Raw genomic sequence first — 17,694 nt, forward strand, 5'->3', positions numbered from 1 at the left:
TCGTCTCCGCGGCAATCGCCGTCGTCGTCTTCCTCGTCTGCGGTCCCCTCGCGGTTTACCGCGGTCGCTATCATGACGGATCCCCGGATCAATTCGCGGCAATTGCCGGTACCGTCGCTCTTGCCGTCGGCCTGATGTGGGTGGCCGAATTCGCATTCGTTTCCCGACTTCTCATTCCCACCAGCGTCCCCATTGCCGCAGGCGCAATGATGCTTGTAGTGAAGAGTTTGGAGAATTGGGTTCGACGGAACTATCGGCAGCGATTGCGGTCGGGTTCCCGCTCGTCCAAATCCGCGCTCATCATCGGTGCCGGAACCCAGGGCATGCGGGCTCTCGACATGATCGCAGAGGATCGCAGCCATGAGTACTCGGCTGCGGGACTACTTGACGACGATCCCCACAAGCGCCATCTGCGCTACAACGGGATTCGCGTCCTGGGACCGATCTCCGACGTGGCCAATCAGGTCGACAGGACCGGTGCGTCGGTCATCATCATCGCGATCGCCGATCTTCCTCCCGAAATGCTCCAGCGCATCGCCTCGAGCCTCGACGGCCGCCCCGTCGAGATCAAGATCCTCCCGACGATCGCCGAGTCCGACCTCGGCCGTCAGGAATCGCACGTCCCTGCTGTTTCGGATCTGCGGACGAGGAACTTCCGCGACATCAGCCTCGAAGACCTCATCGGACGCAAACCGATCTCAACGAACATCGACGACATCTCCTCCGCGATCAGCGATCGGGTCGTCCTCGTCACCGGGGCCGGCGGCTCGATCGGGTCGCAGCTGTGCCGACAGGTGGCACGGTTCTCTCCTGCGCGACTGGTGATGACCGACCGTGACGAATCCGGTCTCCACGCGACCCAGCTCGGGCTCGAAGGTTCTGCCCTGCTGACCAGCGACGACCTGGTGCTGGGTGATCTGCGGGACACGGCGTTCATCGACTCCCTCATCGCCGACGTCAAGCCGGACATCATCTTCCATGCTGCGGCCCTGAAACATCTGACGTTCCTCGAGCGATTCCCCGAGGAGGCCATTCGCACCAACGTCGGCGCGAGCCTGGATCTGCTCAACGCCTCTCTCGCCAATGACGTCGAATCATTCGTCCACATCTCCACCGACAAGGCCGCGAATGCGATGTCGGTTCTCGGGAGGACGAAATTCTCGATCGAACGCGCCATCGCCTCGGTGGCGGCGGAATCGGGGCGCCGGTACATGTCGGTGCGATTCGGCAACGTCCTCGGCTCGCGCGGATCGGTCCTTGAGACCTTCGTCGCCCAGGTCGCTGCCGGCGATCCGGTGACCGTGACCGATCCGGACGTGACGCGCTACTTCATGACGGCAGACGAAGCATGTGAACTGGTGCTCCAGGCCGCAGCGATCGGCCAGCCGGGTGAGACTCTCGTCCTCGATATGGGTGTGCCCATCAAGATCGACGATCTCGCTCGTCGGGTGATCGCGTTGAGCGGACGCTCGGACGCCCAGATCGTCTACACAGGGCTGCGCCCGGGGGAGAAGCTCACCGAGTCGCTGCTCTCGCCCGGTGAGGAAGACAACCGCCCGATTCACCCGCTGATCACGCAGGTGAAGATCGTCCCCGTTGAGATCTCCGCCTTGCGCGACCTGGTGACCCGCGCCCGAGACGCCAGCGCCTTCCGCAGGCGCGACGATCTCGCTTCCGACCTCGAGGCCATCCTCGACAGCTCTGACTCGGGCGGCGACCGCACGCTCACCACCGGCAGCTCGGATTCGGCCGTGCCTGCGAAGTCGCTGACCAGCACCACGGCGGATCCCTCACCCGACAACGGCACAGGTGCGGGGGACGCGAGCAGATGACTGTGCTGCCTGTTGTTGTCCTCATCGTCGCGGCAACAACGACGATCGGCACTGCCTTGGTGGTCTTCCCTCTGCTCCGCCGTGCGGGGGTTGTCGACGTGCCGTCCCATCGCTCCTCGCACACCGAGCTGACGGTACGCGGTGGGGGAATCGCGATCGGCTGCGGCGTCACCATTGCGACGATCGTCGCCACCGTCTGGAACATTCTCGAGAACGGCGCCTTCGGTCTCGGAGGCATTCTCATGTCCGTCGGCTTCCTCGTCCTCACGTGGTGCTATTCGGTCATCGGCATGAGCGATGACCTCGATTCGCTCCAGCCCATAGCCCGCCTGATCGGGCAGGTGGCACTGGCCCTGATCTTCAGCGGTTGCATCGCTCTGGTGTCGGATCACGGAATCTCCCAGGTCATCGTCTTCGCCGTCATCGGCGTGACCCTGGTCAACGCCGTGAACTTCGTCGACGGACTCAACGGCTACGTCACCGGCTGGGCGATCGTCACCGGGGCCTGGTACGCCTTCGTCGCTTCCTGGACCGGACAGGACGACGTCATGATTCTCGCCCTGGCGCTGACCGGGTCCGCATGCGGCTTCCTGCCCTTCAACGTCGGGAAGGCGCGAGCATTCCTCGGCGACACCGGAAGCTACGGGATCGGAGCCGCAGTCTTCGCTCTCGCCGTGTGGCTCTTCGTCTCGGGCGTGCCGATCGTCGTCGTCATCGCTCCGCTCGTCTTCGTGCTCTTCGATGTCGGTTCCACGATCGCGTGGCGGCTGTTCCAGGGAGAGAACATCCTTCTAGCCCATCGGAAGCACATCTATCAGCGGATTCAGCAGGCGGGCTGGTCCCACGGGACGGTGTCGCTCTTCCACGCCGCGCTCACCGTGCTGGCATGTGTGCTCGCCGTTCCGACTCTCATCTCCGGGAACACGGCATCGACCTATCCGGCCCACGTGTTCTGGGTGGGACTGCTTGCGCTCTACGCACTCGTTCCGCTGTGGCTGCGACGCCGCGATTCGGTGCGGGCGGTGCCGGCATGAGAATCCTCCTGCTCTCGCACTACTACTGGCCGGAGGTCGGAGCGCCGCAGCGTCGATGGGGCACCATGGTCGGTCATCTCATCGCCAGCGGTCATGAGATCGTCGTCGCCGCCCCGCATCCTCACTACCCCTACACCCGGCGTGACGAATTCTTCGGGTCGTCGGTCGGGCATCGGCGAACCCGTGTCCGAGCCCGTCTGGGCGGCAGCTGGGACACCGGTGAATTCGGTGAACGGATCATCCGCGTGCCCTATCTCCACAGCGGAACATCGATGGCTCGGCAGCTGCTCGATCAGGCCGTTGCCGCGACCGGGGCGATCAGCACCTCGCTGCGCACCATGAGGGGAACACATCGCCCTGACGTCATCATCTCGACGACACCGGCCCTGCCGACGCTGCTGGCGGGGGATTTCGTGTCCCGACTTCTCCGCGTGCCCCATATCGCCGAGGTGCGCGATGCGTGGCCGGATCTCATCCACGAACTTTCCCTGGTGACCAATGCGACGGGACGGTTCCTCCCGACGACGCTGACCGGGAGACTCGAAGACTCCGTGCTGCCCGGATACCTCACTCGCGCACAGCGCCGCGCCGCAGCCGTCGTCGTGACCACCGAGAGCTTCGCCCGTCGTCTGCGTGAGCGGGGGATCAACGCGACAGTGGTGCGCAGCGGGGTGAGCCGTGCGGAGATCGACTCCGGCTCATTTGACATCGTCGAACCGCTGCAGGGCCGCGAGCGCGTGAATCTCCTCTACGTCGGCACCGTCGGCCGGTCACAGGATCTGGGATCTGCCATCCGCGCCTCGGTACTGGTGCCCGGCGTCCGCCTGCGGATCGTCGGAGACGGCGCGGACAAGGCCGCCCTCGTCGCACTCGCTGAGGAGCTCGGTGCCCCGGTGGACTTCTTCCCGCAGACGACGGGCACCGAACTGGCAGCGCACTGGGAGTGGGCGGACGCCGGCCTCGTCAGCCTCGGCGACGTTCCCGCACATACGCGCACCGTGCCGTCGAAGCTCTATTCGCTCATGGTGCGCGGCGTCCCCGTGCTCGGCATCCTCGCCGGCGAGGCTGCGGAGATCATCACGGTCAACGGTGCCGGAACCGTCGCACATCCTGGTGACGTTGCGTCGATCGCCGAGGCGATGCGGCTCTTCTCCACCTCCGTCGTCGAACCGAGCCACCGGGCACGCCAGTGGGCGATCGACCACGCCTCGGTCGAGGTCATGGGCCGTGCCTACGAGGCTCTGTTGGAGGACGTGTGTCGGTGAATCCGCTCTTTCTCGGCCGCCAGATCGTCAATGCGATCGCCACGACCACGGCTCATGTCCGTGAGGACAGGGTGTTCTTCGGCATGCAGCTCGCCCGGCGTCTGCCCTCCTCGGCATCGCGAACGGTCGGCCGACTGCTCAATCGTCTGCCCGGTCCTGCGTCGCGCACGGCGGCGGCATGGCTGCTCGGGCAGGAGTCTCACGCCCGCGAACTCGTCTGCGAGTACGAAGAGGCGCGGCCGTCGCGTCTGCTCGGCGAGATCGCGCTCAACCTCGGACAGCTTGAGCCGGCGGCGCGGATAGCGGATCGCATCGCCAACGGCTCGTCACTGCGCTCACGCATCCTCTGGAGCGATGGTCACATCGATGATGCGATCTCAGCACTGTCCAAGGGCGGCAGGCGCCGGCGTCTCGTCGCGGAGAAGCAGTCCCTTGAGCCCGGTTGGTGGCCGGAGGTGCCGAGTGGTGCGCTGCCGGACCGCGGCCTGAACGGCCATGGCTCCGCGCTCCCGACGTCGCTGCACGTACTGACGAATTCCCTGCCGCACACACGCTCGGGCTATGCCTACCGGAGCCACCTCATTCTCAGGACCCTGCGTGATGCCGGTCATTCCGTCGTGGCCGCGACCCGTCCGTCGTACCCGATGACGATCGGCCGGCTCAGTCCGACTCCCGTCGAGTCTGTGGACGGAGTCGACTATCTTCGCCACGTTCCGCTGCTGCCGACGGACACACCCACTGCGCGGCTCAGCGAGCAGGCGAGCTGGATCGCCGGACAAGTCGCCGAGCGCGGAGTCGATGTCCTGCACACCACCACGCATTACGTCAACGGGCTGGCCACCGGCGCCGCAGCGCGCGCGACGGGCGTTCCCTGGGTCTACGAAGTCAGGGGAGTGCTCGAAGAGACATGGGCAGCCGCCGGCGGCGGAGAAGCGGCGCGCGCGGCCCGACGCGCCAGCCAGCGCTTCGCAATGATGCGGGAGAAGGAGATCGAGGTCGCCCGCGCCGCCGATGCCGTCATCACATTGGGGGAGACCATGCGTGAGCACCTCATCGCCAATGGCGTTCCCGCGGACGCGATCACTCTGATCCCCAACTCGGTTTCGGAGGCTGTGGTCGGTGCCGACGTCACACGGTCTCCCGCAGAGGTGAGAGCCGAACTCGGACTGCCCACCGACGGCATCTGGGTCGGAACGGCAGCCTCGATCGTCGGATACGAGGGTCTCGACGACCTCGTCGATGCTGTGGCCATCGCCCGGGGCCAGGGAGTCGATCTTCGGCTCCTCATCGCCGGGGACGGTGTCGCGCTTCCCACCCTGCGCGAACGGGCTGCTGTGCTCGGGGACAGCGCCGTGTTCGCAGGCCGCGTGTCACAGACCTCTGCGATCGAATATCAACTGGCCCTCGATGCCATCGTCGTGCCGCGGAAGAACGAACCGGTATGCCGACTCGTCACACCGATCAAACCCGTCGAAGCAATGGGTCTGGCCCGACCCGTTGTCATCTCCGACCTCCCGGCTCTGAGAGAATTGGTACCGGCCGACGCTGGGCTGTGGACGGAACCGGAGAACCCGCAGCGCCTGGCCGCCGTGCTGGCCGAGCTCGCTCTCGATGCCACGGCAAGGGAGAGCTTCGGAAATAATGGTCGGGAGTATGTATTGTCTTCGAGGCGATGGAAGGACATCGGTCAGCGCTATGGTGAGGTCTATTCTCGGCTCGTGGGAGTGGAGTCGACGTGAGTGATACGCGGAATCCGCTGGGGCTGACGTCCATCCCTTCGGTCTCGAGTGAAGGCCTTGTCCCTGTCGGCAAACGCACGAGCCTGCGCAGCTACCTGTCGAGCCTGTGGGACAGGCGCCACTTCATCATCGCCGAATCGCGGGCGAAGATGTCCGGGTCGACGCGGAAGAACCTCCTGGGCTACGGATGGATGTTCCTCAACCCGTTACTGTCCGTCCTCGCCTTCTGGTTCATCTTCGGCTTCATCCTGGAGTCATCGAAGGGCATCGACAACTTCATCGGGTACCTTGTCATCGGCGTGTTCTTCTTCCAATACACAGGCAAGAGCATGACGGGCGGGACGAACGCCATTCGGTCCGGTTCATCGATGATCAAAGGCTTCCAGTTCCCTCGAGCGGCTCTGCCGATCTCCACGGTGGTGCGGAACTTCCTTGATTTTATTCCGAGCTTCGTCGTCATGGTTCTCCTCATCGCCGTCATCCCGCCGCTGGAGAACATCACGTGGCGGGTCGTCCTCGTCCTGCCCGTCATTGCCCTGCAGACGATCTTCAACATCGGTCTGGCCTGTCTGCTCGCACGGATCGGGCACAAGATCCCCGACCTCAGCAACTTCATGTCGATCATCAGCCGATTCTGGCTCTATGGTTCGGGTGTCTTCTTCTCAATCGAGGACAAGTTGGCACGGTACCCTGAGCTCCTCGCAGCGATGCAGCTCAATCCCATGCATTCGTTCCTGACGCTGACGCGGAATTCGCTGCTCTACGGAGTCGATTCGCCGCTGTGGATGTGGCTCATCGCCACCGTGTGGTCCTTCGGCCTGCTCATCGTCGGATTCTTGTACTTCTGGCGAGGGGAGGAGAGCTATGGCCGGCTCTGACCTTGACGAACCGAACATCATCGCTGAGAACGTCCAGGTTCGCTACACCGTCAACACCAACGACCCGACCCAGCAACCGAAGAATCTCGTGCAGCGGGTCAGCCGGACAATCACCGGCCGCGGTGGAACGACCACGGTCCGCGCACTGCGCGGCGTCAACTTCGTCGCCCGCGAGGGCGAGATGGTGGGGATCGTCGGGACGAACGGTTCGGGCAAATCGACGTTCCTGCGCAATGTCGCCGGTGTCGAGCAGCCTGATCGCGGTCGGATCCTGGTGCGGTATCAGCCGCTGCTTCTCGGTGTCAGTGCTGCACTCCAACCAGCGCTGTCCGGCAGTGAGAACGTCCGTCTCGGCTGCCTCGCGATGGGGCTGACCCCGGACGAGGCGGCGAACGCCTTCGACTACGTGGTCGAACTGTCGGCGCTGGGACCGGCGATCCACCGTCCGATGGGCACGTACTCCTCGGGCATGGGGTCCCGGCTGAGGTTCGCGATCGCCTTGGCTGCCCGGCCGAAGATCCTCCTCATCGACGAAGCCCTGTCCACCGGGGATGCGACCTTTGCCGAGCGTAGCGAACGGGCCATGGACGAACTCCTCGCCGAGGCGGGAACCGTGCTGCTCGTCAACCACGCGGCGAAGGTGATTCAGGAGCTCTGCACCCGGGCAGTCTGGATGCACAAAGGTGAGATCCTCATGAATGGGCCCGCCGAGGCGGTCGCCGAGAAGTACCGCTGGTGGGCGTGGAATGTGGCCAAAGGCAAAGAGGACATCGCTGACAAGCTGCTCCACGACGTGATGAGCAATGCGAAGCACGAAGGCATCAACATTCTCGAACCCGAGTTGGTTAAGAATCCGATTCCTCGACACGCCGCGAGGCCGAGCACCCGCAAGAAGAATGCGGCAGCTGCGCGGCACGTCCGTCGACAGAAGCGTGAAGTGGAAGTGGAGGAGACTTCGCCGGAGCTGCTCGCCTCAGCCGAGTCACAGGCGTGGCCGGAGCGCATCGAAGCACCGGTGTCGCAGGCGAAGTTCCCCGTTCTTCCCAAGCCCGCATCGGAAGCGGTCAGCGCCCAGGCGAAGTATGACGAGCCGCCACCGCTGCGTCTTCGTCCCGGCGACAAGAAGGTCGTTCTCCGTGCCGCAGACCCGAAGGATCGTGCCTCGTCTGTGGCTGCGGATCATGACCTGACCGGTCGTCGTCTCGCGTCCCAGGCCAGGCGAATCGCAGACCAGCGATACCAGGAACGCCAACGCCGCCGGGACCTCGACGGCACCTCGCCGTCTCCTGAGGCCGCTGGCGACGCTGCAGAGCCTCGCGACCACTCGACGGTCCCGGCTGGACGGAGCAGCTCTCAGTGAACATCGCGATCTTCGGCTCGTGCGTCAGCCGGGATACGTGCGAGTTCATACCGGACGCCAAGGTGCTTGCCTATGTGGCTCGCCATTCCGTGACCAGTCTGGAGAATCCTCATGGGGTCGGACAGTTCGACCTTGCCGGTCTGAGCTCTCCGTTCCAGAAGCGCATGGTCACCAGTGATCTGCAGGGGAGCGGGCTTGACCGCATCCGCATGGCCCGTGGCGACGTCGACCTGGTGCTCATCGATCTCGTCGACGAACGGCGCGGGTTCTGGATATTTCCCGACGGCACGACGATGACGAACTCGCTCGAAGCAGAGGCGTCTGGTGCGGCGGCAGAAGCCGAACGGGCAGGAGCTCGGCTCGTGGACTTCGGTTCGGACGAGCATTTCAAGGCGTGGCGTCGTGGTTTCATCTCCCTGGTCGACGGGTTGAAGGAATCCGGTCTTTGGGCGAAGACGGTCATGCTCGATGTCGAGTGGGCCTGTGCGATCGACGGTGCCCAGCACCCGCAATCCGACCCCGTGGCCAAACTCGGCCGACAGTGGCGACGACTGCAACGGGGTGCGAAGGAGGCGAACCGCAGCTTGGCCAACCGGCGCTCGGTCCGCGAAGCGTGGTCGAGCCTCACCAAAGTCAGGCCCACGGAGGCGGAGACCTTCGCGGACAGGGCGGCTGCCGCCAACCGCGACTACATCCGGTATCGTAATGAGGCACGTTCGCTTTTGCGGTTCGCCATCGTACGTTCGAGCAATGAGGTTCGAATCGATCGCGGCCACAAATGGGGCCCGCAGCCGTTTCACTACCGAGAGTCGGACTACCTCTCGATCGTGGACAGCATCCGCGACAAGATGAAGGAGATCGGTGGTGAACCCCAATGAGCGGTCAGCAGTGGCGTAAAGCCCTGTGGCACTTCCGCAATGGGGGAATCGAGGGTCTTCGTGAGTTTCGGCGGAGAACGCGACAAGACAGTGCAGCCTCGACTCCCGCGGGCGAAGCTGCGGCGACGTCGCTTACCGAACGCGAAGCAGCGCCCCTGCTCAGCGTCGTCATACCCGCATTCAACGCAGCTGAGTTCATCGAACGCTGCCTCCGCAGTGTCGTCGCACAGAGAGACGTCAGACTTGAGGTGATCGTCGTCGACGACGGTTCTCGCGACAAGACGACCGCGCTCGTTGGGGAACTGATCGACGATGATCCACGGATCACGCTCATCAAGAGCACCAACGCAGGGCCTGCCGCGGCTCGCAATCTGGGTGTCGAAGCATCGAGTGGTGACTTCATCACGTTCGTCGATGCCGATGACGAGGTGCTCCCGGGTGCATTTTCGACGATGGTCGATTCGCTGCTCCGGACAGGATCTGACATCGCCACAGGATCCTACGTTCGGATCGGAGCGACGGGGCGGAACCGTCCGAAGCTCACCGCGCGCGTACATGCCCGCCAGCGTCTGGCAGTGCGACTCTCGGATATGCCAGAACTCCTCGAGGAGCCGGTGCTGTGGAACAAGGTCTACGGCCGCGAGTTCTGGTTGCGTCACGTCGGCGAGATGCAGACTTTCGCCAACTATGAGGATCAGGAACCGGTCTACCGCGCATTGGTCAGCGCTGCCGCGATCGACGTCCTCACGACGGACGTCTATGCCTGGCGTCTCGCGGACGGGCGGCGAACCCGGTCGCGGCGCAAGGGCAAGCTCACCGATCTCCGGGCCCGACTTCGTGTGATCGAGGCGCTCAAATCGACGCTGACTCACGAACCGGGGAATGTTCGCCGTTACGCATTCGCCATCTGGATGGGCACCGACCTGGCCATGCATGCGGAGTACCTCGACACCGCCTCGAAGAAGTTCAGGAAATCTCTCACCGGGGCCGCATCCAAACTGCGCAAAGAGATGCCGCGCAGTGCATGGGAACTCATCTCCGCACAGTCTCGTCTCTACATGTGGGTAGTGGCATCTGGCCGCCTCGAGGACATCGAGGAGGTGTTGGGCACCCGGTCCGAGGAGACGACCGCGGTACCACTTGACTTCGTCAACGGTCATTGGGCTGTTGCCCCCACTTACCTCACTCGATTGACGACACGCATTCCCCCGCGTCTCGTTCGGGCCCACGAGGTGGATTTCAATCCTCGGTTCATCGTCCGTAATGTGCGGTGGGTGGATGATCGCATCATCGAACTTCAAGGGTGTGCGTATGTGCCCGGCATCCGACCAGAAGATCTGGAGTTCAGGGTCCGCGGAGTGATGGACGGGGCAACTGAGTTCGACACGGCTGTCGAACGCGTCGATGACAACCGCGTTGATCTTGACATGGGAGACCCCTGGCGCACCTACTCGTCGGGTGGGTTCAGGGTTCGTCTCGACCTCGGCGACGTCGGCGATGTGTCTCCCCGAGGGATCCAGATCATCGGGGCCTTCAACGCCCACGGTGTCGAACTCACGACCCCAGCCACGTCCACGGCGGTCGTCGGAATGATCGCACCGAGCCCGATCACTGAAAGCAGACGAATCACTGTCGTCGCAGACGACCATGACGAGCTGTCGATTGTGCCCGTGACGCTGCCGAAGCCGATCGTTCTTGCCGATGAAGTGACGATTGCCGGCGAACACATTGGCGTCGAGTTGAACGGCCAGATCGACATTGCGGCCGTCGAGCTCATCGCAGGCTCAGAAGTGGTCGAAATGCGAGCCGACGGTACCTCAGCTTTCCGAGTGCAGCTGCCACCGCTTCCCGACCGATATCAGGGCGGCGGCGAAGTGGTCTGGTCCCTGAGAGCACGAACTGCCGACGGCCGCGATTCGGACGTCTACTTCTCCGGCGTGGACTACTTGCTACCGGGGACGGGAAGAGTGCGCTCGGCACCGAACATCGACGGCCGAGTTCAGCTGTCTCAACGGATGCTTCGTGTCACCATCACGGGCGCCAGCAGCGATCGCGATCGCCTGCTCCTCACGGGCCGAATCGATCCTCCGCAGAAGCTCAGCGTAGTGCTGAAATCGACGGAGCAGACGATTGTTCCCATCGATTTCCGGTTGCATGCCGACGGTGAGTTCACCGCGGTTTATGAGTTGACGGAATCGGGGCCCGAGGGCGGAACGGTTGCCGCACTCTCCGGTGGTTACCACATCCGTTTCGGGTCGACCCCAGAGTCTGCAGAACAGTGGGCCAGGGTAGCCGGAAAGCTCGCCCTGCGACCTGTCGACAGCTTCACGGAATGGAACACAATCCGCGTCGAGGGCAGGCCATCGGGAATGGTCGCTGTGACTGCATCCCCGCCGTGGTCGGCAAAGGAACGCACCCGATTCGGACGTTTCGCGCTTCGCGACGTCGATTGGGGACCGTTGCAGAAGGGCATCGTCTTCGAGTCGTATAACGGCAAGTCGGCGAATGACAACCCGCGCGCGATTTTCGACGCGATCCGCGAGGAGGATCCGACAATCCCCCTCTACTGGTCCGTCCGTGACCGACGGGTGGACGTGCCCCCTGGCGGCATTCCAGTCGTCGAAGGCACAGCGGAATGGCACAGGGCCCTTGCAACGTCCAAGGTGTGGGTGAACAACAACAACTTCCCGTACTACGTGCGGAAGCGCGAGGGGCAGTTCTATCTGCAGACCTGGCACGGCACTCCGATCAAGAAGCTCCTATGGGACATCCCTCGCCGAAAGGTGCCGCTGACCTACAGACGTTTGATGAAGACGGAAGTCGCTCAGTGGGACCTTCTGCTGGCGCAGTCAGAAGATGCAGCGGCGAACTTGAGGACGGGGCTCGGGTACAGGGGTCCTGTCGATGTCATGGAGTATCCGCGGAATGTCCGAATTCGCGACTTCACCGATAAGGTCGATGCGCTCCGTCGGAAGTTCGGAATTCCTGACGAGGCGAAAGTTCTGCTGCTCATGCCGACGTGGCGGGAAGAGCATCGACAAGGGCGAAGGATGCGGTGGAACGAATTTCTCGATCCTCACGAATTGGCAAGAGATCTGAACTGCATGGTGATGATCAGATCACATCATGTTTCCCGGACCGACCACGTGGAATCGGCTCGGGTCGTAGACGTTTCGGAATATCCTCACATCGATGAGATCATGGCCGTTGCAGACCTCCTGGTGACCGACTACTCATCGGCTGCATTCGATTTCAAACTCACAGGTCGGCCCGTAGTGCACTTCACCCCGGACATCGATCTCTATGTGAAGGAACGAGGGCTCTATCCCTCGAGTATCGCCGACGATCGATGGTCAGTGCGCACCTACACAGATCTGGTGGCTCGTATCGACCAGGAGCTTATTTCAGTGCACTGCAGAGCTACTGAGGCCTCGTTGCGGAGCATCGAACCGAATGCCGATCCGTCTCGGATAGTTGCCGTACGGCTGTTGAGGCACAGTACATCTACCACCGAACAACTCCCGAACCAGTCGTCCAGGCTGGGGACTGTCAGAGAGGCAAAATGACCAGCACAAAGAACCTTCTCGCGGAAACGTATCGCAGAGCAAAACGCTTCGGCTCCACAGCTGCAAAACGCGCACGAGGCGCGTCCGGCAAGCGAGACACCGCTGAGCCGCCGACAACTTCTGTTTCTGATTCGACCTCGGCGGCACCGAAGGCCAAGACGCCGACGGAACCGAAGATCAAGACGCCGGTGGTCCCGAAGATCGAAGTGCAGGCGTCGGAACCACAACTGGCAGTAATCGTCCCCGCATACAACGTTGACGAGTACCTGACTGCTTGCGTCAAATCTGTCATCTCACAGTCATTCACCAACTGGGAGATGATTATCGTCGATGATGGCTCTCCCGGACGTACCGGTGAGATCGCTGACCAGCTAGCAGGTACCGACGAGCGGATCACCGTTATCCACCAGGAGAACCAGGGCCTCGGTGCTGCACGAAATACAGGAATCGCAGCGTCGTCGGCACCGTTTATGACGTTCATCGATTCAGACGACTTCATCCCGGCCGGTGCATTCGAGAAGATGATGACGTCTCTGAATGCTACTGGCTCAGACGTCGCGATTGGGGCTATCGACCGGTTCAACTCGAAGCGGCACTGGACTCCGTTTTGGGTTGAACTAGTCCACGACGAGTATCGTCAATCGATTACCGCAAAAGATCTTCCCCCCGTGATGTGGGACGTCTTCGCCTGCAACAAGATCTTCAAACGCGAAACGTGGGACAAATACGTCGGGAAGTTTCCGGTCGGAACGCTGTACGAGGACCAGGAGTGCACGGCGAAGCTCTTCGTCAACGACGCGCGGCTCGACATCCTTCCGGAGATCGTCTATCACTGGCGTCATCGCGAAGATGGACAATCCATCACGCAACAGAAGTCCAATATCGATGACCTCAAACAGAGACTGAAGGTGGCTGGCGACGTTCAGGCGATCATCGAATCGTATGACGAAGCCTATCGCCAATACTGGTACACCAAGTGCCTCGGCGAAGACCTCTTCTATTACTACCGTGAGGTGCCGCGAACTGGCAAAGAGTTCTTCGAGGCGCTCCAGACTGGAACCGAGCAGTTCTACAACTCAGCGCCGGATGAGTCCATCGCCAAGATGGCACCAGAACGTCGGTGGTTGGCCTACTTGGTCGCGTTCGGATCGCGTGACGACGTTGTCGCCGTCCTCAACGCTTTCGATGCATATCGAACCTACTACCAGGTCAGGGAAAATGACGGCGCATTGACCGGAATAATCCCGGGGCTGGAGCAGGTGTTCTCCCGTATACCTGAGCCACTGTTGCACGTCGATCCAGACCAGCTGCTCCCGCAGGGAGTTATCACGCGCGTGGACAGTGACCGATACGGTGCTCTGATCATCGAAGGATTCGGTTATATCCCCAACTTCGACCAGCAGCTGACTTACTCCGCAGAACTGATCTCAGACGGTCGCGTCATCGCCTCGACGTCCAACCACGTTCTTAACGAAAATCCAGGACACCTGACAGCTGATCCGTACACCGAGCACGCGCGGTCGAAGTTCCACGTCGTCTTCTCACCAGAGGCGCTGGACCAGGGACTCGCCGATCTCGACAAAACGGAGTCCGAGGTCTGGGACCTCGTGATCCGGATTGACAGCGGCAGCCATTCTTGGGAGCTGACGAATCCCAAGCGCTCAGTTGAGGGACAAGCCTGTTGGCCGAAGCCCGGGAATCTGACCGCGCACGGTATCCGGTTCATCGTCATCGGAGATCCGCGGATAGGAACCCAATTGAAGTTCCTCAAACCTCGCTTCGAAGTTGAAAGCCTGAGCCTCACAGGCGAAGTGTTGACCCTCAGTTTTCGACAAAACCTGGACAACGGCTTGCCGAATCATAATCGCTTCGATATGAGCCGAGCCGTCGTCAGGGTACGAGACGGTCGAAGTGCCCACGCTTCGACGCCCGTCACGAAAGAAGACGGGTCCTATCGAGCGATCCTCAACATAGCCGACTTGGGTGGCGGGTCAACCGATCAGATCAGAGACTCGTTGACAGTCGATGTGGCGTGTGGAGGCAATATCGCCGCTCCTCTAGCCATCTCCGTGCCGCTATTGGCCGGAGTGCCGAATCAGAACTTGATCATGCCTTCGGCCAGTGGGTTCGGTTACCTGCAAATCGAGCGCGCAGTTCTCGCCACCACTGTCGATTCGATCACCGTCGACAGGCGCTCAGGCGCCCTTGTCTTCGAAGGTACCTATCGAGCCGATGCAGAAATCATCCGGACGTACGCTCCTTCCTTCGCGCTGGTCGGCAAGACGCAGACATTGCGACTGACACGTTTGGTCTGGGATCAGTCCAACGGCCGATACGAGGCCGCCTTCGATCTTTCGCCGGGCGGAGTTCCTATCGGCAACGACGTGTTTATCCTGCAATCGTTTCTGCCGACCAAGCAACCCAGACCGGCCACAGTGTGGGTGGGGGTCAGCCCCGCCCTCGAATCCACTTTGCCCGCAGAGCGGTCACCCAAGGATCACAGCATTCGCATTACGGCAGTTGGCAAGAGCAGATCGGTGCAGATCCAGGTCAGCGGACCAGGCGATACCAAAGCTCAGTCTTCTGCCTACCGGATGCGTGCGTTGGCAGGGGCGCTCTTCAACGATCGATCGAGGATCATCGATGAGGGGTCGGTTCTCTTCGAGTCCTTCGGCGGGAACACAGTGTCCGACTCACCGAAGGAAATCGATCACGTGCTCGCAGAGAAACACCCTGAGGTGCGGCGTTACTGGTCCGTTCGAGATCTCTCCGTAGAGGTACCTGACGGAGCTATCCCCTTGGTGGTGGGAACCGAGGAGTGGATGAGGCGCCTGTCGACGTGCAAACTGCTCGTGAACAACAATAATTTTCCGCACTACTTCCGCAAGGCCGACGGACAGCGGTACCTACAGACGTGGCACGGCACACCACTCAAACAGATAGGCAACGACGTACCCGCATCGAACCTGTCATTGCGGTACAGGGCTTTGATGAAAAAAGAGGCGGAGCAGGAATGGGACCTGCTTCTCGCGCAGAGCGAATGGGCTGCACAGCGGCTATCCAGCGCCTTCGGCACAGAAGCCCCGGTGTTCAGCGACGGTTACCCGAGAAACGATGCGTTGGTCGACCCGCAGCGAGTCAAGGCCGCAGCGGAGAAGGTTCGCCGCCGTTTCGCCATCGACTCCGATACGTCCATAGTGCTCTATGCCCCGACGTGGCGCGACAACGTCAAGGACAAGTCAGGAAGATACAGCAGGATTGACTTCCTCGGACTGCCAGAGGCGTCCAAGGAGTTGGGTGACGACTTCGTAATTCTCTACCGCGGACATGCTAATTCTGTGTTCTCCGAACAGAAGGCGCTTCCGGATCGCGTTATCGACGTGTCCACCTACGAGGATGTCAACGACTTGATCTCTGCGGCGGACATGATGCTCACCGATTACTCTTCCATCATGTTCGATTACGTTGTGACGGGGAAGCCTATTGCATTCATGGCGCCCGATCTCAGCGAATACCGCGACGAAGTCCGCGGCTTCTACTTCGATTTCGAGACTCAGGCTCCCGGCCCGATTCTGCACAAGAAGTCGGATGCCGTGGAATGGATCCGTTCAGCGAAGGATTTGGATTTCACGATCACCGAACGCTATCTGCAGTTCGTTGCGCAGTTCGCCCCGAGTGACGACGGAAACAGCGGGAAGAGACTGTTGCCTATGGTAGAGCGACTGCTTACGGATACAGGGAGAGAACTATGAACCAAACGCGAAAGATCTGGCTGTACTGGGAGAATGTCTATTCGGATTCCATGCCGGAATATATTCGACTGTGCTACGAGACAATAGTCGCGCAGTCCGGCGACTGGGAGGTCGTTCTCCTCACTCCCGAGAACGTCCGGGATTACGTACCGGCATTGCGTCATGATTTCTTCGATATTCCCGAGGTTGCTCACAAAGCTGATTACATCAGGGGTGCAATCCTCGACGAGCTCGGTGGAATGTGGATGGATATCGACACTGTTGCATTACGTCCGGTGTCGTTGATCTCCGACTTGCTGGCGCTGGACGGAGCCGTTTTCTACGGGTGGCAGTCGTTTCAGCCAAGCATCGGACTGGTCGCAGCCGAGCCAGGCCATCCGCTCATCGCGGAGTGGCGAAAGAAGATGGATGAGACGCTCGATTCGAACCTCTCACAGAAATGGGCGGGAATTGGTTATGACCTGCTGTGGCCGCTGGCCAAAGAGCACAAGTACACACACATCGCCCATACTATTTGCGCTCCCACTCACTACACGGAAACTGAAAAGTTTCTCGCCGATGTGGACCCCAGTCAGGTGCTCAAGCCCGAGACCGTGGTGATGCAGCTTTACAACAAGATGTTCTTCAAGACCTATGGGTCGATGGACCGTGAATCGATTCTCGAGTCGAACTCGCTGATTGCTGAGTGCTTCCGCAGGTCGCTAAATCCGGATCCGCTTTGGGAGGAGGTCTCCGCTGAGATGTCGCAGAATCCGTCGCTCGCAGCTCACGCCTTGCGGCGTTCCCGCGACGGCCAAGGCAACGTCGGAACCATCTATGTCAAGATGGCGACGGACCGCCGAAGTTCTCTCACCGGGTGATTCTGTCGCGAGTTCTCGGACTGTTCGGACTCCGGGGCAGCTGCCGTTGAGCATCATGGGTCCGGTCTGTTCGGACGTGCCGCCGAAGAGTATATAGCGGAACCCGGATCGGCCAGGATTGCAATCGTTACTTCGCCGCGTTTACCGTTGTTCGGATCTGTTGAAAGGCTCGCGGCAAAGAACCCGTCGCATTCTCTGTTGTTGGCATCTAGCAACGACCCACTTATCAAGGGCCATCCAGATGTGAGCGGGCGCACGCTACGCTTCGTGACAGGTCTGCTGACCGTGTGGTCGGCCGGTTTGAAGGATCCTGGCGATCGCCTCGCCATAGATTGAGTGACGCGTCTTTAGGTTTCTTCCCTGGTATTGCTGTGTGCCTGGTGTCAATCGCGCGTTATTGCGGCTGTTCAAAGGGTTTTGGAGAATAGGACAGTTTGCCGTAGTGGCAGACCGTGACGAACACGGCTTTGGATCGGGCGTGCAGGGCAATCGCCTACCATTGCCCTGACGGCTCTCGCAGGCTGTCGCAG

Annotated in this window: 10 protein-coding genes; all 10 read left to right on the forward strand. The window is 61.5% G+C overall.

What is annotated here, in order from left to right:
• The first annotated feature begins 134 nt into the window (after positions 1-134).
• From ABD154_RS07840 to ABD154_RS07885, 10 genes are read left to right on the forward strand one after another with little or no spacing between them, the layout of a single operon-like run.
• Complete coding sequence (locus tag ABD154_RS07840) at positions 135-1,832, forward strand: polysaccharide biosynthesis protein (RefSeq protein WP_344251047.1); 1,698 nt, start codon at positions 135-137, stop codon at positions 1,830-1,832.
• On the forward strand, positions 1,829-2,866 hold the full coding sequence (locus ABD154_RS07845) for an MraY family glycosyltransferase (protein ID WP_344251004.1): 1,038 nt from the start codon (positions 1,829-1,831) through the stop codon (positions 2,864-2,866). The genes ABD154_RS07840 and ABD154_RS07845 overlap by 4 nt, the downstream gene beginning before the upstream one ends.
• A complete protein-coding gene (locus tag ABD154_RS07850; RefSeq protein WP_344251006.1) occupies positions 2,863-4,131 on the forward strand; it encodes a glycosyltransferase family 4 protein in 1,269 nt (422 codons plus the stop codon). Before ABD154_RS07845 ends, ABD154_RS07850 begins: the two co-directional genes overlap by 4 nt.
• The gene (locus tag ABD154_RS07855; protein ID WP_344251008.1) at positions 4,128-5,870 is read left to right on the forward strand and encodes a glycosyltransferase family 4 protein; all 1,743 of its coding nucleotides are present in this window, start codon (positions 4,128-4,130) and stop codon (positions 5,868-5,870) included. Before ABD154_RS07850 ends, ABD154_RS07855 begins: the two co-directional genes overlap by 4 nt.
• Positions 5,867-6,748 (forward strand): ABC transporter permease, encoded by an 882-nt coding sequence (locus tag ABD154_RS07860; RefSeq protein WP_344251010.1) that lies wholly within the window; start codon positions 5,867-5,869, stop codon positions 6,746-6,748. The genes ABD154_RS07855 and ABD154_RS07860 overlap by 4 nt, the downstream gene beginning before the upstream one ends.
• Entirely contained in the window at positions 6,735-8,108 is a 1,374-nt protein-coding gene (locus ABD154_RS07865) for an ABC transporter ATP-binding protein (protein WP_344251012.1), read from the forward strand. The genes ABD154_RS07860 and ABD154_RS07865 overlap by 14 nt, the downstream gene beginning before the upstream one ends.
• Positions 8,105-8,986 carry a DUF6270 domain-containing protein gene (locus ABD154_RS07870; RefSeq protein WP_344251014.1) on the forward strand — a complete coding sequence of 294 codons (882 nt, stop codon included), beginning with the start codon at positions 8,105-8,107 and terminating at the stop codon, positions 8,984-8,986. Before ABD154_RS07865 ends, ABD154_RS07870 begins: the two co-directional genes overlap by 4 nt.
• Complete coding sequence (locus ABD154_RS07875) at positions 8,983-12,552, forward strand: bifunctional glycosyltransferase/CDP-glycerol:glycerophosphate glycerophosphotransferase (RefSeq protein ID WP_344251016.1); 3,570 nt, start codon at positions 8,983-8,985, stop codon at positions 12,550-12,552. The genes ABD154_RS07870 and ABD154_RS07875 overlap by 4 nt, the downstream gene beginning before the upstream one ends.
• Positions 12,549-16,304: a bifunctional glycosyltransferase/CDP-glycerol:glycerophosphate glycerophosphotransferase gene (locus ABD154_RS07880; protein WP_344251018.1), complete on the forward strand. Its 3,756-nt coding sequence runs from the start codon at positions 12,549-12,551 to the stop codon at positions 16,302-16,304. The genes ABD154_RS07875 and ABD154_RS07880 overlap by 4 nt, the downstream gene beginning before the upstream one ends.
• Positions 16,301-17,164 carry a glycosyltransferase family 32 protein gene (locus tag ABD154_RS07885; RefSeq protein ID WP_344251020.1) on the forward strand — a complete coding sequence of 288 codons (864 nt, stop codon included), beginning with the start codon at positions 16,301-16,303 and terminating at the stop codon, positions 17,162-17,164. Before ABD154_RS07880 ends, ABD154_RS07885 begins: the two co-directional genes overlap by 4 nt.
• Positions 17,165-17,694: the final 530 nt, after the last annotated feature.

It is taken from the genome of Brevibacterium sanguinis (assembly GCF_039528855.1).
GTDB lineage: Bacteria > Actinomycetota > Actinomycetes > Actinomycetales > Brevibacteriaceae > Brevibacterium > Brevibacterium sanguinis.